Consider the following 17,446-nt stretch of genomic DNA (forward strand, 5'->3'; position numbering starts at 1 on the left):
CCACTCGGGCCTGCGCCTGCGCGGTGTTTCACGTGAAACATCCGTCGCTGTTTCACGTGAAACATCGGAGCGTCCGCCCAATCAGCCGGCGGACCGGTCTCCCGGCAGCCGCCTGCGCTGCGTGACGTCCGCCAGCGCCGGGGAGCGCCAAGCGCCGTCCGGGTGGTACAGATTCCGGCCCGGCTCCACGATCTCGTCGATCCGGTCGAGGGTCGCGTCATCGAGGACCAATGCCGCGCCCTTCACCAGGGCTTCCAGCTGCTCCATGGTCCGCGGCCCGGTGATCACCGAGGTGACGGCGGGATGCGCCAGCGGGAAGGCCACGGCCAGCTCGGGCAGCGTGCAGCCGATGGAGTCGGCGAGCTCCACCAGCTGCTCCACGGCCTCCAGCTTCGCGACGTTGCCCGGGATCGCGGGGTCGAAGCGGGCCGGTGTCAGAGCCGCACGCCCCGAGGTCATGTCGATGGCGCTGCCGAGCCGGTACTTCCCGCTCAGGAATCCCGACGCGAGCGGGCTCCAGGTCAGGACGCCCATCCCGTATCTCCGGGCGACCGGGAGCACACTGCTCTCGATCCCGCGCGCGAGGATCGAGTACGGCGGCTGCTCGGTCCGGAACCTCGGCAGAGCCCGCCGTTCGGCGACGTGGTGCGCCTCGACGATCTCCTCGGCCGGGAAGGTGGAGCAGCCGAAGGCGCGTATCTTGCCGGCCCGGACCAGATCTCCGAGGACGGACAGGGTCTCCTCTACGTCCGTGCCGTGGTCGGGGCGGTGCACCTGGTAGAGGTCGATCCAGTCCGTGTCCAGCCGGCGCAGGCTGTCCTCGACGGCACGCACGATCCAGCGCCGGGAGTTTCCGCTGCGGTTGCGACCCTCGCCCATCTGGAAGTGCACCTTGGTCGCGAGCACGACGTCGTCCCGTCGGCCCTTGAGTGCCTTGCCCACGATCGTCTCGGACTCCCCGGCCGAGTACATGTCCGCGGTGTCCACGAAGTTGATCCCGTGATCGAGAGCGGCGTGGATGATCCGCGCGCACTCCTCGTGATCCGGATTGCCTACCGCGCCGAACATCATCGTGCCGAGGCAGTGCGTGCTGACCTCGATGCCGGTCCCACCCAGAATTCGGTATCGCATGCTCATGCGTCCGGACTCTAGAAGTTGGAGCGCGCTCCAGCGCAAGTACCAAAAGAAGCCGGCCGCTCCATCGGGAGCGGCCGGGTGTTCGGTGTCAGGTCAGGCGCACCAGGTCACTTGCGCGGCTTGGCCGCATGGTTGGACTTGGCCTTGAGACCCGGCGGGATCTTGTTCGGGGACACAGGCGCGGTGAAGCCGCTCATGGAACCGCTCCGGACGAGCACGGCCGGCATGGGCGTCGTCTGCTGGATCCAGGCTTCGTTCCAGATGAAGTTGCTGCCATTGATGTCACCGTGCGTCTGCCACACGGTCCCGGACGACGTCACCACCTTGACGAACGCGTCATTGCCCTGGGCCTCGACCGCGACGCCGCAGACGTTGGCCGGGTAGTTCGGGTTCGCGGGATCGGTCATGGTCGCGACCGTGTTGGTGAGGTCCTGCCAGACGATCGTCCCGCCCGGCGTCGAGGCCTTGCCGACGTACGTCTTCCCACCGGTGAGCACGGTCTGGAAGTCCTCGGTGTTCGAGGGGCTGTAGGCGTCGATGTCGGAACACGGACCGGTCGCACCGGTCGCACCCGTGGCACCCGTCGCACCCGTCGCCCCGGTCGCACCCGTCGCGCCGGTCGGACCCGTGGCACCGTCGACGCCCGTGGCACCCGTCGCACCGTCAGCACCCGTCGCGCCGGTCGGACCGGTCGGACCCGTGGCACCGTCAACGCCCGTGGCACCCGTCGCACCGTCAGCACCCGTCGGACCGGTCGGACCGGTCGGACCCGTGGCACCGTCAACGCCCGTGGCACCCGTCGCACCATCGGCACCCGTCGGACCAGTCGCGCCCGTGGCACCGTCAACGCCCGTGGCACCCGTCGCACCATCGGCACCCGTCGGACCAGTCGGACCAGTCGGACCCGTGGCACCGTCAACGCCGGTCGCACCCGTCGCACCATCGGCACCCGTCGGACCGGTCGGACCAGTCGCGCCCGTGGCACCGTCAACGCCGGTCGCACCCGTCGCGCCATCGGCACCCGTCGCGCCCGTCGCACCGGACGGCCCCGTCGGTCCCGTAGGGCCGGTCGGTCCGGTCGGACCTACGGGCGGGCACCCGTGATGGTGGTCGCCGTGGGGGTCGCGCCCTTCGTGGGGGTTGCGGCCCTCGTCCGGATCGCGGCCGTCGTCGTCTCTCCAGTCGCCGCGCCCCTCGTCGTCCCCGCCTCCCCGGTTCCAGTCCTGCGGCGGCCCGTCGTGCGGCTCGCAGTCCTCGCCTCCGCCCCCGCCCGACGGGACAGCGGCTCTCACCGCCGTGAGCGTCGGCTTGGCCACCGCGACGACGGGGGTGGCCATGCCCACGAGTACGAGGGACAGCGAGGCCAGGGCACCTCCCGCGATCCAGGCACGGTTGCGGGGGACGGGACCAAGCTGAAGCTTGGTCTGGTGCTCACGACTCATCTGCAGCGCTCCTTCGGAACGGAAGGCGAGCCGGAACGGGTGCCGCCCCGGCTGCGAGTTCGAACGTCCCTGGGACTTACGGACGGAGCCGCCCGAATCTTGAGATGGCCGGGGTTTTTATCAGCAGAACGGCTTATCGGACGCCCCCGAACGGCTGCTCCGCCGCCCACCGGGTGGTATCGCCACCGGCGTGCCGCCGACCCATCGGCAGCCGCACTCCCTAACGTCGCCCGCGATCCGTCCGACGAGAGGGTGCTGCGGTGAGGCCGACCATCTGCCTGAACATGATCGTAAAGAACGAGGCGCCCACGATCCGGAAGTGCCTGGAGTCGGTGCGCCCCCTGATCGACACCTGGGTGATCGTGGACACGGGCTCCACCGACGGCACCCAGGACGTCATCCGGGACTGCTTCGCCGACCTGCCCGGCACGCTTCACGAGCGGACGTGGAAGGGTTTCGACGGCAGTCGCAGCGAGGCGGTCGAACTCGCTCGCTCCAGCGCGGACTACCTGCTGTTCATCGACGGCGACGACGAGATGCAGATCCGGCCCGGGTTCCGCATGCCGGACCTCACGCAGGACGCGTACCAGGTCGCGCTGCACGACGGTCCGATCGTCCACTGGCGGCCGGCGCTGGTCGCCACCCGGCTGCCCTGGCGGTACGTGGGCGTGCTCCACGAGTACATCGACTGCGGCACCGAGTACAGCCGGGACGTGATCGAGGGCTTCAACATCCTCTCCGTCGGCGGTGGGGCCCGCTTCCGGGAAGAGGGCCAGCGGGCGAAGTACCTGCGCGACGCGGAAGTCCTCACCGAGGGCCTCGCGAAGGAGCCCGACAACACCCGTTACGCGTTCTACCTTGCCCAGAGCTGGCGCGACGCGGGCGAGCCGGAGAAGTCCCTCGCCGCCTACGACCACCGGGTCGCCATGGGCGGCTGGGCCGAGGAGACCTACTGCGCGCGGCTCTACGCCGCACGGCTCGCGGTCGCCCTCGACAGGCCGTCGGCCGAGGTGATGGACCGCTACCTCCGCGCACACGAGAGCCGCCCCTCACGCGTCGAGGCGCTCGGTGATCTCGCCCGGCTCTGCCGGCTCGAAAACCGCTGGCCCCTCGCCTACCTGTTCGCCCGGCAAGCGGTGAGGGTGCCGCGCCCGGACGACATCCTCTTCGTCGAGTTCGCGTGGCACGACTGGCGGGCGCTCGACGAACTCGCGGTGGCCGCCTACTGGGCCGGCGAGTACCGGGAGTCCCTGGACTGCTGCGAACTCCTGCTCCAGGAAGGCAAACTGCCCGACGACCAGCAGGACCGGGTCCTCGCGAACCTCGAGTTCGCCCGTCGCAAGCTGGGCGTGGGCTCCCGGGCCTTCGCCTGACCTCACACCCCGGACCGGTCCTGCCCGCCCCGGCCCCCCACGACGTACGCAACGGCGGCCCGCGACTCCCCCCTCGGTGTCGCGGGCCGTCCGTATGTGCCGCGACGGGGGTCAGTCCGCCAGCGGCAGGTACACGCGGTTGCCCGCGGCCGCGAACTCGGCGGACTTCTCCGCCATGCCCGCCTCGATCTCCTCGGCGCCCAGGTCGCCACCGTGCTGGCGGCGGATGTCCTGGGAGATCTTCATCGAGCAGAACTTCGGACCGCACATGGAGCAGAAGTGCGCGGTCTTGGCCGGCTCGGCCGGGAGGGTCTCGTCGTGGAACTCGCGGGCCGTGACCGGGTCGAGGGCCAGGTTGAACTGGTCCTCCCAGCGGAACTCGAACCGCGCGTCCGACAGGGCGTCGTCCCATTCCTGGGCGCCCGGGTGGCCCTTGGCCAGGTCCGCCGCGTGGGCCGCGATCTTGTACGTGATGACACCGGTCTTCACGTCGTCGCGGTTCGGCAGGCCCAGGTGCTCCTTGGGCGTGACGTAGCAGAGCATCGCGGTGCCCCACCAGGCGATCATCGCGGCACCGATGCCCGAGGTGATGTGGTCGTACGCGGGCGCGACGTCGGTGGTCAGCGGGCCGAGCGTGTAGAACGGCGCCTCTTCGCAGATCTCCTGCTGAAGGTCGATGTTCTCCTTGATCTTGTGCATCGGGACGTGCCCGGGGCCCTCGATCATCGTCTGCACGTTGTGCCGCTTGGCGATCGTGTTCAGCTCGCCCAGCGTCTTCAACTCCGCGAACTGCGCCGCGTCGTTCGCGTCGGCGATGGAACCGGGGCGCAGGCCGTCACCCAGGGAGTACGTGACGTCGTACGCCGCGAGGATCTCGCAGAGCTCCTCGAAGTTCGTGTAGAGGAAGTTCTCCTTGTGGTGCGCGAGGCACCAGGCGGCCATGATCGAGCCGCCGCGCGAGACGATGCCGGTCTTGCGGCGGGCGGTCAGCGGCACGTACGACAGCAGCACGCCGGCGTGGACCGTCATGTAGTCGACGCCCTGCTCGGCCTGCTCGATGACCGTGTCCTTGTAGATCTCCCAGGTCAGGTCCTCGGCGCGGCCGTCGACCTTCTCCAGCGCCTGGTACAGCGGCACGGTGCCGATCGGCACGGGGGAGTTGCGCAGCACCCATTCGCGGGTGGTGTGGATGTTGCGGCCGGTGGAGAGGTCCATGACCGTGTCGGCGCCCCACTTGGTCGCCCAGGTCATCTTGTCCACCTCCTCCTCGATCGAGGAGGTGACCGCGGAGTTGCCGATGTTGGCGTTGACCTTCACCAGGAACCGCTTGCCGATGATCATCGGCTCGATCTCGGGGTGGTTCACGTTGACCGGCATGACCGCGCGACCTGCGGCGATCTCCTCGCGGACGACCTCGGGGGAGACGTTCTCGCGGATCGCGACGTACTCCATCTCCGGGGTGATCTCGCCGCGGCGGGCGTACGCGAGCTGCGTGACCGCGGCGCCGCCACGGCCGCGGCGGGGCTGGCGCGGACGGCCCGGGAAGACCGCGTCGAGGTTCTTGAGGCCACCGCGCGGAGAGGTGTGCTTGATGCCGTCGTCCTCGGGGCGTACGGGGCGGCCCGCGTACTCCTCGGTGTCACCGCGGCTGATGATCCAGTTCTCGCGCAGCGGCGGCAGGCCCCGGCGCACGTCGGTCTCGATCTGCGGGTCGGTGTACGGACCGGACGTGTCGTAGAGCGTCACGTCCTTGCCGTTGGTGAGGTGGACCTGACGAACCGGCACCCGGATGTCGGGGCGGGAGCCCGCCACGTATCCCTTGTGCCAGCCGGGCTGGCGCTCGGTCTGGCCGTCGGCGTCCTGGCTGACGGCAGGCGTGCGTGCGTCCTGAATGGTCATGAGACCTAATCTCCCTACGCCGGCATTACCCGGTAACAGGTTCGGCGGTCGACGCAGCCTCCTCCCGTACGCATATTCGAATGCGAACGGTGATCAGCGCCCTCTCAGCCCGGTGCTCCGAGCTCCCGCGTTGTGCAAAGTAGGCCCCACGCTAGCGTTATGTGTGGCGTGCTGAACAGTGGGCCCCCTCATCTGTTGCGATGATCAGCCAGTGACGTCCTCGCCGCAGCCCCCCACCGACCCCACGGATCCCGCCGGTCACACCGACCACTCGGGCCATGCGCACGCCGATCCCGGCCACTCGCCCGACCGCGCTCCCGGGCACTCCCACGGCCACACGCACAGCCATGGCCCGGCGGCCCCCGTCTCGAAGCACCTGCGCAAGGTGATCGCGGCCGTCCTGATCCCCTTCGCGGCCGCCGTCGTGATCGGCATGGCGGTGCTCTGGCCCGGCGGTGCGCCGGACCACGCGCGCACCGGAGTGGGCTTCGACCGGCAGACCCAGCAGGGCACGGTCGTCGCGCTCCAGCACCTCGACTGCAAATCCGTGAACGCCGCCCAAGTGCCCGCCACCGGTGACACCTCGACCCCCGAGGGGCGCGAGGCGCTCGCCGAACAGAACGGCGAGTGCAAGAAGGCCACCATCAGGGTCGGCAGCGGTCCCGACAAGGGGCGCGAGTTCTTCGAGATCGTCCAGCCCGGCGCACCACGACAGTTGACGGACGGCCAGGACGTGGTGGTCGCCTACGCCCCCGACGCGCCCCGCGATCTGCAGTACTCCGTGATCGACGTGAACCGCAAGCTGCCGATGGCCCTGCTCGCCGGAATCTTCGCCCTCGCGGTCGTCCTCGTCGGGCGGATGCGCGGGCTGTTCGCACTCATCGCCCTCGTCGTCAGCTTCGCGGTGCTGACCCTGTTCATCCTCCCGGCGATCCTGCAGGGGTCGAATCCTCTGGTCGTGGCCGTGGTCGGAGCCAGCGCGATCATGCTGATCGCCCTCTACATGTGCCACGGGCTGACGGCCCGCACCTCGGTCGCGGTCCTCGGCACCATCATCTCGCTGCTGCTGATCGGCCTGCTGGGTTCGCTGTTCATCGACTGGGCGTTCCTCAGCGGCAACACGGACGACAACACCGGGCTGATCCACGGGCTCTACCCGAACATCGACATGAGCGGTTTGCTGCTTGCGGGTGTCATCATCGGATCGCTCGGCGTACTCGACGACGTGACCGTCACTCAGACCTCGGCGGTCTGGGAACTCCACCAGGCAGACCCGTCGATGGGCCCGCGCGGGCTCTACCGGGCGGGCATCCGCATCGGGCGCGACCACATCGCCTCGGTGGTGAACACCCTGGTACTGGCGTACGCGGGCGCGGCGTTGCCCCTGCTTCTGCTGTTCTCGATCGCGAACAGCAGCATGGGTTCGGTGGCCAACAGCGAGCTGGTCGCGGAGGAGATCGTACGTACCCTCGTGGGCTCGATCGGACTGGTCGCCTCGGTACCCGTGACGACGGCGCTGGCCGCACTCGTGGTGTCCGCCGACAGGGCGGAATCCCCGGCGGCCACAGCGGCCTCGGGGCCGCTCCGCGGCGGCCGGGGCCGGCGACGCAAGCGCTGAATGGCGGACCGGCGGGCGCGGCTGGTCAGTTCGCGCACGCGGCCGGTCGTGTGGAACGGCAGGGTGGAGCGCTCAGCGCGTCGGCACGCTGAGCCGTGGTGCGTGATGATGCGGTGATGCGGATGGTGCCGTACTGCTTGCCGGCACACCCTGGTCAGCGGGCGTACCGCCGGGCTTCGGTCAGCCCGCGTTCTGCTCGTTCTGCTGCGACTCCGCGAGGATCTTGTCGAGCGCCTCGTCGAGGTTCTCCTCGAAGTCCCCGAGGTTGCGCTCCTGGCCGAGCGGAACGATCCGGTCGGTACGGTCGAGGAACGCCACGAGTGGCGCCGCGCTCGCACGGAAGAGAGCCCGGTCTGCGCCTACCTGCAGCCGGATGTGGACATCGGACAGCTCCTCCGGGTCGGTCGGAGCGATGTGGACATCGCCGTCGCCGCACGGCTTGTTGATGCCGTCCAGAAGGAGCTCCCGGCCGAACGCCCAGGTGACGGGCGCATCTCCGGGAAGGTGGAAGGTCAGGCGGACTGCGTAGGGGTCACGAGCGTCGTACCGGAGTTCCACCGGAATCCGGAACGAGAGCTCCTCGGAAACGAGGAAGCTCATCATGACCTCTGCCTGTACCGACTCGCGCATTGCCTACCCCGCTGTAGTGGAAGTGGCCAGGAATGATCCCCCAAGGCCCTCTTGACAAGAGTGGTGGAAGCGCTTGCAGATCACAAGGAGTGAGTTTTCAGATACTGATAGAGAACGAGAGGGTGCTCAACAGCGCGCCTACTTCACTCCGTAGCCGATCGACCGCATACAGCAATCGGTTTTCCTGGTGCAGAGGGAGAGAAATCGCCATGGTCGCGGCGGTGTCGCCGGCCGTGATCGGGATGGCCGCGCACACCGTGCCCAGGGCGTATTCCTGCCGCTCGGTCACCGGCTGCATCCGCTCCATGGAGCCGATCCGCTGCTCCAGAACCTGGAGATCCCGCACGGTGTACTGGGTGATGGCCTCGACCGGGTGCCGGTCGTAGTAGTCCTTGCGCGTCTTCTCGTCGAGCTGGCCCAGCAGGCACTGCCCGATGGCGTGCGCGTGGCCGGTCTCGCGGAAATCGGCCCACTCCTCGCAGGCAGGGTGCGCCGGGGTGTCCGAGACACCCACGACCTCGATTTCACCCTCGCGGTAGACCGCGAAGTAGACGGGGGCCCCGACCGCGTCGCGGAAGTGCGCGAGGGAGTCGAGGATCATGCTGCGACGTTTCTGCTGAAGCCCCCCACCGGCCAGTCGGCCGGCGGCGTCGCCCAGTACGAAGACTCCGCTCTCCCGTCGCAGATAGCCCTCGTGCGTCAGGGTGCGCAGCAGGTGGTACGCGGTGGGAAGCGGGAGCCCGGCCTCGCGCGCCAGTTGTTTCGCCGGGGCTCCCTCACTATGGGAGCCCACCGCTTCGAGCAGCCTCAGTGCCCGCTGCACCGAACCGATCAGAGTCGGCACACCGGCATTGTGAACCGAAGACAAAGCTCACCCCCAGGCGTGGCGGCGGGCCTTGGGAGGGCCCGCCCTGCGGGGGCCGCCCCCGCGTGCGCCGTGACTCCTGGGGGTCGTGCTCGGTGGCTATAACACAGAACCGCAGGTCAGAGCGGCACTACCGGCGTTCGGTGCCCAGGTAACGGCACAGATTGCCACTCTATCCGCCGATTCCCAGGCTGTGAGCGGTTTGGGGCTTCACGTTCCCTCAGCTGGGTTAATCCCGGTGTGACCCTGGTTGCGCCAGTTCTACCACTCTCCGGCGGAGGACTTCGACTCGGTGCCCTTGAACTTCCTGACGACGAAGATCAGACCGCCGACGAGGGCCACGAGGAGCAGCGCCTTGAAGAGGAAGCCGATCAGCGCACCGATGATGCTGGTGATCACACCACCGAAGACGAACAGCACCAGCAGCGGAACGGCGACCCACTTGACCCACCAGGGCATGCCTTCGAATATCCCTCGGATGCCTTCCATGTCCTCGACCTCTTCTTCCTAGTGCGTACGGTCCGTGACTTCCTGCTCTCGATGCTAGGAGGCCGCGGCGCCCGGCGGGGGCCCGCGAGCCCCCGTACTCCCCTGATCCTCCCCCTAGGGGGAGGGAGCCGCGGACCCTCAGTGCCCCTCAGTGCCCCTCGGTCCCAGGGGGCCGTTCACCCTTCCGGCGGAGAGAAGACGACCATGACCTTCAGGTTCTCGGTGATGTGGTGGAACTTGTGCGGGACCCCGGCCGGCACGTAGACCACGCTCCCGTTGGCGACCGTCGTCGTCTCTTCCCCGACGGTGATCGAGGCCCGGCCGCTCACCACGAAGTACACCTCGTCCTGGCCGTGGGGCTGTTGGGGGTCGCTCTGCCCGGCGTCCAGTGCGTACAGCCCGACCGACATGTTCCGCTCGCGCAGGAACTGAAGGTAGGCACCCTCGTTCGCGGCCCGCTCGGCCTCTAGCGCGTCCAGCCGGAAGGCCTTCATCTTTTCGTACCCCTTGTGTTCTCTCGTCCGGCAAGCATCCGCAGATCAGCAGATGTTCCACCGCGACCATCTCTGCAACGATCAGACACATGACGAATTTCGTAGTCAAGACCCTCGCCAACGCGGCAGCCCTGGGCGTCGCCATCTGGCTCGTCACGGGCATCACGCTGGAGGACGACAGCAGCACGAGCCACCAAGCGCTCTCCCTGATCCTGGTCGCGCTGATCTTCGGCCTGGTCAACCTCATCGTCAAGCCCGTGGTGAGGCTGCTCTCGCTGCCCCTGTTCGTCCTCACCCTCGGCCTCTTCACCATCGTGGTGAACGCGGCGATGCTGCTGCTGACCTCATGGCTGGCGAAGCAGTTCGACCTCAGCTTCCACGTCGACAACTTCTTCTGGTCGGCGATCGTCGGCGCCCTGATCATCTCCGTCGTCTCCTGGGCCCTGAACATGGTCCTGCCCGACAAGAACTGAAGCAGGGGCCCATGTACCGCGTGTGCTTCGTCTGCACCGGCAACATCTGCCGCTCGCCCATGGCCGAGTCGGTCTTCCGCTCCCACGTGGCCGACGCCGGGCTCTCGGGCCTGGTCGAGGTCGACAGCGCCGGCACCGGCGGCTGGCACGAGGGGGACGCGGCCGACCCGCGCACCGCGGCCGTCCTGGAGGCCGCGGGATACGAGCCGGGCCACCGGGCCCGGCAGTTCCGGGCCTCCTGGTTCGCCGGCCTCGACCTCGTCATCGCGCTCGACACCGGGCACCTGAGCGACCTGAGGGCGCTCGCCCCCACCCCACAGGACGCCGCCAAGGTCCGGCTGCTGCGGTCCTACGACCCTGCTGCCCCCGCCGGCCAGACCGACGTACCGGACCCCTACTACGGCTCCCTCGACGGATTCGAGGAGTGCCTGCAGCTGGTCGAGGCGGCGAGCCCCGGCCTGCTGGCCGCCGTAAGCGAAGCCGTGAAGGAGCACACCCCATGAGCGCCCCCGACCCCGCGACCCCGAGACGGGAGCGGCTCGGCGACGGCACCGTCGCCGTCCGCGCCGGTCTGCCGGAGCCCGTCAAGAACGAGCCGCCGCTGCCCGGCCCCGTCTTCGCCGCCCACTTCCACCTGCCCGGCGACGTCGAGGGCCCCTACGCCTACGCCCGCGACACCAACCCCACCTGGACCCTGCTGGAGCGGGCCATCGGGGAGCTGGAGGCGCCCGGCCTGGACGGGATCGACACGGTCGTCTTCGCCTCCGGCATGGCCGCGGTCTCCGCCGTACTCCTCTCCCAGGCACGCGCCGGCGACACCGTCGTGCTGCCCGACGACGGCTACCAGGTGCTGCCCCTCGTACGGGAGCAGCTGGAGGCGTACGGGGTCCACGTGCGCACCGCGCCCACCGGAGACGACGCCCAGCTCTCGGTCCTCGACGGAGCCCGGCTGCTGTGGCTGGAGACCCCGTCCAACCCGGGACTCGACGTCTGCGACATACGACGCCTCGTGGACGCGGCGCACGCCGGCGGAACCCTCGTCGCCGTCGACAACACCCTCGCGACCCCGCTCGGCCAGCGCCCCCTCGAACTGGGTGCCGACTTCTCGGTGGCCAGCGGCACCAAGGGGCTGACCGGCCACGGCGACCTGCTGCTCGGTTACGTCGTCTGCCGCGACGCCGAACTCGCCGCGGGCATCCGCCGCTGGCGCAAGGTGGTCGGCGCCATCCCCGGCCCCATGGAGGCCTGGCTCGCCCACCGGTCCCTGTCCACCATCCAGCTGCGCGCCCAGCGCCAGTGGGCCAACGCGCTCGCCGTCGCCGAGGCCCTCCGCGACCGTGCCGACGTCACCGGGCTGCGCTACCCGGGCCTGCCGTCGGATCCGTCCCACAAGACGGCCTCGCGGCAGATGCGCGGCTTCGGCTCCGTGGTCTCCTTCACCCTGGCCGACCGCGCGTACGCGGAACGGTTCATGGCCGCCCTGCGGCTCGTCGAGGACGCCACCAGTTTCGGCGGCGTCCGGTCCACCGCGGAGCGCCGCCGGCGATGGGGCGGCGACGACGTTCCCGAGGGATTCATCCGCTTCTCCGCAGGCGCCGAGGACACCGAGGACCTGGTCGCGGACGTGCTGCGGGCGCTCGACCTGGCGTCCCCGAAGAGCTGACCGGCGGACCGAAGGCGGTCCGAGCACGCCCCGGGGCGGCTCGGCCCGCCCGGTGCCCCGCCCGGCGGGTTTCACCGGCACGCGTTTCAGAAGCGGAAGTCTGGGCCACTCTTCTCCCATGACCGAACGTCCAGTGGTCAAACGCACCGCCCGCGCGATCCTGCTCGACGGTGGCGACCTGATCCTCATCAAGCGGACCAAACCCGGCGTCGACCCCTACTGGCTCACCCCCGGCGGGGGCGTGGAGCCCTCGGACCTGACCGTCGTCGACGCCCTCCACCGAGAGCTCGACGAAGAACTCGGCGCGAAGATCACCGATGTCGTGCCCTGCTTCGTCGACACCGTCGAGCACATCGCCGACAGAGGAGTGACCGGCGTCAAGGTGCAGCACTTCTTCGTCTGCCATCTCGAATCCATGGACCCCAGCCGGCGGCACGGCCCCGAAATCGACGAGCCCGAGGGCGAGTACGAGATCGTCCGCGTGCCCTTCAGCCGCGTCGGCATCGCCGCGGTGCACCTCGTCCCGCTGTCCCTGCGTCACTACCTCGACGGCAACATCGAGGGCGTGCGCGCGATGCACGCCCCCGACCTGGGCTGACCCACCGCACGCGGGCGCCGCCGCAATCAGCCGGCGACGCCCGCCAGTTCCTCCACCTCGTCGTGCCGGATCCGCTCATCGGGGATCCCGATCCTCTTCAGCGCGTCCACCCCGCTGCGGATCATCGCGGCCGGCCCCGAGACGAACGCGTCGTACGAGCTCCACGGCCCGTGGGTGCCGACGGCCTGCGGCAGTTGCCCGGCAAGGCCCTCGTCGCAGACCACCGGGCGCACCGACAGCCAGGGGTGTGAGCGCTGCAGCCCCAGCAGGGTGTCCTTGTCGTACAGGTCGTCGTCACTGCGCGCCCCGAAGAACACCTCCACCGGGCGCCGCTCCCCGTGCTCCGCCACGTCCTCGATCAGCGCCTTGATCGGGGCGATGCCGGTGCCGCCGCCCAGGCACAGCATTCCGTTGTCGGTGCTGTGGTCGACCACCATCGACCCCGTCGGGGGACCGAGCCTCAGCACGTCGCCGGGCCGGGCGTGCCGCACGAGTGCGTTGGAGACCCACCCCGCGGGAACGGCCTTGACGTGGAAGGACAGCAGGCCGTCCGCACGCGGGGCCGAGGCGAAGGAGTAGTGCCGCCAGATCCGCGGCCACCACGGGGTCTCCAGGCTCGTGTACTGGCCCGCGAGGAAGGGGTAGGGCTGGTCGGGGCGGACGGTGATCACCGCGATGTCGGAGGTGCGCAGATCGTGGGAGACCACCTCCGCGTGCCACCACGGCGGTGCCTTGGGCTCGTCCTCGGCCGCCGCGTCGATCATGATCTGGGAGATCGCCGTGTACGCCCGGGCCCAGGCGGCCTCGGTCTCCGGCCCCCAGGTGTCCTGCGCGTACCTGGCCAGCGCCCCGATCAGGGCCTCACCCACCGGCGGATAGTGCTCGGGCCGGGTTCCGTACTTGCGGTGCCCCGTACCCAGCCTGCGCAGGTAGGCGGTGAGCACCTCGGGGTTGTCGATGTGCTCGGCGGCCGTGAGCAGTGCCTTCAGCAGCCGGTCGCGCTGCACGTCCATCGCGGCGGGGAACAGCCCCCGCAGATCCGGATGTCGGGTGAAGACGACCGCGTAGAAGTAGGAGGTCACCTTGTCGGCGACGGGTGCGATCTCCGCGAGGGTCCGGCGGATGAGGACGGCGTCCGGTGAGGGCTCGGGGGAAGGTTCGGGGGAGGGCTCGGGCTCACCGCCCCCGGACGGTATCCGGGACGGCCCCCGTCTTGCCGATCTGGTGGGCGGAGCGTCCATGCGGTGCCTCGCTTCGAGCATCTCGGTAGGTCTGCACACGCCACGGCCTTCGAATCCGTGGTTCCGGGTTTCACAGCGTGCCAGTCCGCCCCAGAGCCTGCGGGGAAATGCGGGAAATCCGCGTTTCGAACCCACTTTCCCCTTAAGATGCCTCAACTCCCGTGCGCGCCACCCCTGTCAGCTGGTATGCCTCGCGCAGGTCCCGGCCCTCGTAGACGTGCGTCGCCCGCTCCACCAGGTACGGCCGGGCATTCACCGCGACCGAGAGCGGGACCGCATCGAAGAGCGCCATGTCGGTGCTGGAGTCCCCGTACGCGACACAGTCGGCCCGGGTGACACCGAACTGCGCGCACAGCCGGTCGGCGACCGTGACCTTCGCCGCCGGCGTCAGGATCCCGGCCACGTCCACCAGCCGGGTGAAGGGCACCTCCGGGAAGACCGAGCCGTGCGCGGCGTGGGCGCCCCACTCCAGCAGGAGCTCAACGAAGAACGACGGCGACAGCGAGATCACCGCGCAGTAGTCCCCGCCCTCCCGGATCTCCTGCCAGACCTCCCGGATCCCCGACAGCCACGGAGCCCCGTCGAACGCCGCCCGGACGTGGGCCGGAGTCAGGTCCCTCCAGAGCTCCTGCACCGCCAGTGCGAACTGGTGCGGCTGGAGCTGCTGCGCCATGAAGGCCCGCTCCAGCTCGGCGATCTCGCTGGACAGCCCCAGCTGCCGGGAGATCTCGACCGGCGATCCCGAGCCGTACATCAGCGTGCCGTCGAGGTCGAACAGGTGGAGGAGGGTCATAGCCAACGAGGTTAGTGCGTTGGTTTCACGTGAAACAGTGGGTCGCGGACGCGTCGATGTTTCACGTGAAACATGCACCCCAAATCCCCTGGACCCGGCCCGGTTCGATGAACCAGTCTGAGGCTGTGACACCACCCCATCTCACTGACCTCCCCGTTCGCGCACTGACCGTGGACGACCTCCACCACTGCGCCGATCTCTCCGAAGACCGCGGATGGCCCCGCGAGGACCACAAGTGGGGCCTGCTGCTCGCCGCCGGACACGGCTACGGCATCGACGCCCCCGACGGCCGGGGACTCGCCACGGCCTGCGTGGTCACCCACTACGGGCCTCCACAGGCCGGTCCCGAACTCGCCGCGATCGGCATGGTCCTGGTCGCCGAGCGCTACGCCCGCCAGGGTCTGGGCCGGCGCCTGATGACGTACATCTGCGACGACGTCCTCAAGGGCGTTCCGCTCACCCTGCACGCCACCCCGTACGGACGGCCCCTCTACGAGGAGCTCGGCTTCGAGACCACCGGCCGCGCCGAGATGCTCCGGGGCGCCTTCAGCCCGGATGCCGCCGCTCCCGCACAGGACACCGTCCGCGTCCGGCCCGCCGGCGCCGGGGACATCCCCCGGATCCTCCGGCTGGACGCCGAGGTCTTCGGCGCCGACCGGACCCATCTGGTCACCCGGCTGCCCGCCTTCACGGACCGGCTGTTCGTCGCCGAGGACCCCTCGGGGGAACTGATCGGCTACGGGGCCATCTGGCCGAACATGGACACCCATGTCATCGGACCCCTGGTGGCCCGGGACACCACCGCGGCCCAAACCCTCGTCACCGCCCTCGCGGCGACCACCGACCGGGACCTGCGCACCGATGTCGACGTACGCCACGAAGAGCTGCTCGGCTGGCTCAAGGACCGCGGTCTCGACTCCGTGGCCTTCAATGCCGTGATGACCAGGGACATCCCCGGTCTGCCCGGTGACTGGACCCGCCGCTGGGCCCCGCTCACCGTCGCGGCCGGCTGAGCAAGGAGCACCAGACCATGGCCGACAGCACCTCCGGGCTGCTCATCCGTCCCGCCACCGAGGAGGACCTGCCCGCGATCGTCGCGATGCTCGCGGACGACCCGCTCGGCGCCACCCGGGAGTCCCCGGACGACCTCAGCCCGTACGTCGCGGCGCTCAAGCGGCTGACGGACGATCCGCACCAGCACGTGGTCGTCGCCGTCCGCGCGGGCCGCGTCGTCGGCACCCTCCAGCTGACGATCGTCCCCGGACTCTCCCGCAAGGGGAGCACCCGTTCGATCATCGAGGGCGTACGCGTCCACGCCGACGAACGCGGCAGCGGACTGGGCACCCGGTTCATCGAATGGGCGATCGAGCGCTCCCGTGCCGAGAACTGCGCGCTCGTCCAGCTCACCTCGGACGTGAGCCGCACCGACGCCCACCGCTTCTACGAGCGGCTCGGCTTCACGGCTTCCCACGTCGGGTTCAAGCTCCAGCTCTGAGATCCCGTGTGGGCCGGGTCGCCGTCGGCGGCCCGGCCTACGATCGGGAAGATGAGCAGTCTTCCCCTCGTCACCACCGCGGAGCGCCGCCGGCGCCTCGGCCGCCGGCACCGCCTGGCCCCGTCGGCACGGGCCGCCACCGTGCCCGAGGCCGCGGACTCCGTCGTCGCGCTGCACGCCACCGATGCCGCGACCGTCTTCCTCTCCGCCCGCGCCCGACTGCGCGAAGGCACGCCCGCCACGATCGAGCGGGCCCTGTACGAGGACGTGACCCTCGTACGGCTGCTCAGCATGCGCAACACGCTCTTCGCCGTCTCCGCCGAGCTCGCCCCGTACGTGGACGCCTCCACGGCCCGGGGGATCGCCGTGAAGGAACGCCGCACCTTCCTCACGCACCTCGACGAGGACGGTCAGGGGCTCGATGCGGACTGGCTGGCCCAGGTGGAGGCCGCCGTGCTGGACGCACTCGACGCCCACGGCCCCTCCACCGGAAGCCAGCTCTCCTCGGCCGTACCCGCCCTGCGCCGGAAGTTCGTCTACGGCCGGGGCAAGAAGTACGAGACCGAGACGGGTGTCGCCACCCGTGTCATCCGGCTGCTGGCCGCCGACGGCAGGATCCGCAGGGACCGGCCCCGGGGATCGTGGACCTCCAGCCAGTACCGCTGGATCCACACCGACCCCTGGCCCGCCGCGCTGGCGGCCGAGGCCCGAGCCGAGATCGCCCGCCGCTGGCTCCACGCCTACGGCCCGGCCACCGAGGCCGACCTCAAGTGGTGGACGGGGTGGACCCTCACCGAGGTACGCAAGGCCCTGGCGGCCGTCGGCCCCGACGAGGTCCGGCTCGAGGACGGCGCCACCGCGCTCGTCTGCCCCGGAGACACCGGAACCGAACCCGAAGAGGAGTCCTGGGCCGCCCTGCTGCCCGCTCTCGACCCGAGTGCGATGGGCTGGGCGGACCGGGGCTTCCACCTCGACCCCGCCCACCGCCCGCCGCTCTTCGACCACTCCGGCAACATCGGCCCCACCGTGTGGTGGAACGGCGAGATCGTCGGCGGCTGGGCCCAGCGCGGCGACGGAGAGATCGTCCACCGGCTGCTGGGCGACCCCGGCGGCGAAGCCGCGAAGGCCATCGCCGCCGAGGGCGTCCGGCTCGCCGCCTGGCTGGGGGAGGCCCGCGTCACCCCGCGCTTCCGCACCCCGCTGGAGCGTGAACTCGTAGCGGAATGAGGGCGCTCC

The 17,446-nt window shown here is 70.0% G+C and carries 18 protein-coding genes and 1 riboswitch; of the genes, 9 read left to right on the top strand and 9 right to left on the bottom strand.

Going from position 1 to position 17,446, the window contains the following annotated elements; genetic code table 11:
* Positions 1–81: 81 nt before the first annotated feature.
* Both ACFYYB_RS28910 and ACFYYB_RS28915 read right to left on the bottom strand, forming a co-directional pair.
* A complete protein-coding gene (locus tag ACFYYB_RS28910) occupies positions 82–1,131 on the bottom strand; it encodes an aldo/keto reductase (protein ID WP_389439023.1) in 1,050 nt (349 codons plus the stop codon).
* Between the two features lie 113 nt (positions 1,132–1,244).
* A complete protein-coding gene (locus ACFYYB_RS28915; protein ID WP_389438667.1) occupies positions 1,245–1,634 on the bottom strand; it encodes a hypothetical protein in 390 nt (129 codons plus the stop codon).
* Between the two features lie 1,229 nt (positions 1,635–2,863).
* Between ACFYYB_RS28915 and ACFYYB_RS28920 the strand changes: the two genes are divergently transcribed.
* Positions 2,864–3,952: a glycosyltransferase gene (locus ACFYYB_RS28920; protein ID WP_389438668.1), complete on the top strand. Its 1,089-nt coding sequence runs from the start codon at positions 2,864–2,866 to the stop codon at positions 3,950–3,952.
* A 111-nt stretch (positions 3,953–4,063) separates the two neighbouring features.
* On the opposite strand, the gene thiC is transcribed toward ACFYYB_RS28920, so the two are convergent.
* On the bottom strand, positions 4,064–5,851 hold the full coding sequence (thiC, locus tag ACFYYB_RS28925) for a phosphomethylpyrimidine synthase ThiC (protein WP_327305777.1): 1,788 nt from the start codon (positions 5,849–5,851) through the stop codon (positions 4,064–4,066).
* A riboswitch (TPP riboswitch) is annotated at positions 5,846–5,990 on the bottom strand. It overlaps the preceding gene by 6 nt.
* 72 nt (positions 5,991–6,062) lie before the next feature.
* On the opposite strand from thiC, the gene ACFYYB_RS28930 reads away from it, so the two are divergent.
* Positions 6,063–7,469 carry a YibE/F family protein gene (locus tag ACFYYB_RS28930; protein WP_389438669.1) on the top strand — a complete coding sequence of 469 codons (1,407 nt, stop codon included), beginning with the start codon at positions 6,063–6,065 and terminating at the stop codon, positions 7,467–7,469.
* Positions 7,470–7,649: 180 nt separating this feature from the next.
* On the opposite strand, the gene ACFYYB_RS28935 is transcribed toward ACFYYB_RS28930, so the two are convergent.
* The 4 genes from ACFYYB_RS28935 to ACFYYB_RS28950 all read right to left on the bottom strand — a co-directional run bounded on the left by ACFYYB_RS28935 (position 7,650) and on the right by ACFYYB_RS28950 (position 9,947).
* Positions 7,650–8,099: an SsgA family sporulation/cell division regulator gene (locus ACFYYB_RS28935; protein WP_243331178.1), complete on the bottom strand. Its 450-nt coding sequence runs from the start codon at positions 8,097–8,099 to the stop codon at positions 7,650–7,652.
* Between the two features lie 97 nt (positions 8,100–8,196).
* Positions 8,197–8,934 carry an IclR family transcriptional regulator gene (locus ACFYYB_RS28940; RefSeq protein WP_389439025.1) on the bottom strand — a complete coding sequence of 246 codons (738 nt, stop codon included), beginning with the start codon at positions 8,932–8,934 and terminating at the stop codon, positions 8,197–8,199.
* A gap of 291 nt (positions 8,935–9,225) precedes the next feature.
* A complete protein-coding gene (locus tag ACFYYB_RS28945) occupies positions 9,226–9,444 on the bottom strand; it encodes a DUF5326 family protein (RefSeq protein ID WP_243331368.1) in 219 nt (72 codons plus the stop codon).
* Positions 9,445–9,629: 185 nt separating this feature from the next.
* Positions 9,630–9,947, bottom strand: coding sequence for a cupin domain-containing protein (locus tag ACFYYB_RS28950; RefSeq protein WP_327305775.1), 318 nt, complete (start codon positions 9,945–9,947; stop codon positions 9,630–9,632).
* Positions 9,948–10,036: 89 nt separating this feature from the next.
* Here ACFYYB_RS28950 and ACFYYB_RS28955 point away from each other — a divergent pair, with 89 nt between their 5' ends.
* From ACFYYB_RS28955 to ACFYYB_RS28970, 4 genes are all read left to right on the top strand, one after another.
* Positions 10,037–10,420 (top strand): phage holin family protein, encoded by a 384-nt coding sequence (locus ACFYYB_RS28955; protein WP_389438670.1) that lies wholly within the window; start codon positions 10,037–10,039, stop codon positions 10,418–10,420.
* 11 nt (positions 10,421–10,431) lie between these two features.
* Entirely contained in the window at positions 10,432–10,923 is a 492-nt protein-coding gene (locus ACFYYB_RS28960) for a low molecular weight protein-tyrosine-phosphatase (protein WP_389438671.1), read from the top strand.
* Complete coding sequence (locus ACFYYB_RS28965; RefSeq protein WP_389438672.1) at positions 10,920–12,083, top strand: cystathionine gamma-lyase; 1,164 nt, start codon at positions 10,920–10,922, stop codon at positions 12,081–12,083. The genes ACFYYB_RS28960 and ACFYYB_RS28965 overlap by 4 nt, the downstream gene beginning before the upstream one ends.
* Before the next feature lie 118 nt (positions 12,084–12,201).
* A complete protein-coding gene (locus ACFYYB_RS28970) occupies positions 12,202–12,681 on the top strand; it encodes an NUDIX hydrolase (protein WP_327305771.1) in 480 nt (159 codons plus the stop codon).
* 26 nt (positions 12,682–12,707) lie between these two features.
* Here ACFYYB_RS28970 and ACFYYB_RS28975 read toward each other — a convergent pair whose 3' ends face one another.
* Complete coding sequence (locus ACFYYB_RS28975; protein ID WP_389438674.1) at positions 12,708–13,943, bottom strand: globin domain-containing protein; 1,236 nt, start codon at positions 13,941–13,943, stop codon at positions 12,708–12,710.
* Between the two features lie 121 nt (positions 13,944–14,064).
* Entirely contained in the window at positions 14,065–14,715 is a 651-nt protein-coding gene (locus ACFYYB_RS28980) for an HAD family hydrolase (RefSeq protein WP_389438676.1), read from the bottom strand.
* 125 nt (positions 14,716–14,840) lie between these two features.
* Between ACFYYB_RS28980 and ACFYYB_RS28985 the strand changes: the two genes are divergently transcribed.
* From ACFYYB_RS28985 to ACFYYB_RS28995, 3 genes are read left to right on the top strand one after another with little or no spacing between them, the layout of a single operon-like run.
* Positions 14,841–15,728, top strand: coding sequence for a GNAT family N-acetyltransferase (locus tag ACFYYB_RS28985; protein WP_389438678.1), 888 nt, complete (start codon positions 14,841–14,843; stop codon positions 15,726–15,728).
* A gap of 17 nt (positions 15,729–15,745) precedes the next feature.
* On the top strand, positions 15,746–16,210 hold the full coding sequence (locus ACFYYB_RS28990; RefSeq protein ID WP_389438680.1) for a GNAT family N-acetyltransferase: 465 nt from the start codon (positions 15,746–15,748) through the stop codon (positions 16,208–16,210).
* Between the two features lie 51 nt (positions 16,211–16,261).
* Positions 16,262–17,437 (top strand): winged helix DNA-binding domain-containing protein, encoded by a 1,176-nt coding sequence (locus ACFYYB_RS28995; RefSeq protein WP_389438681.1) that lies wholly within the window; start codon positions 16,262–16,264, stop codon positions 17,435–17,437.
* Positions 17,438–17,446 lie beyond the last annotated feature (9 nt).

Source organism: Streptomyces sp. NPDC002886 (assembly GCF_042888445.1).
Classification (GTDB): domain Bacteria; phylum Actinomycetota; class Actinomycetes; order Streptomycetales; family Streptomycetaceae; genus Streptomyces.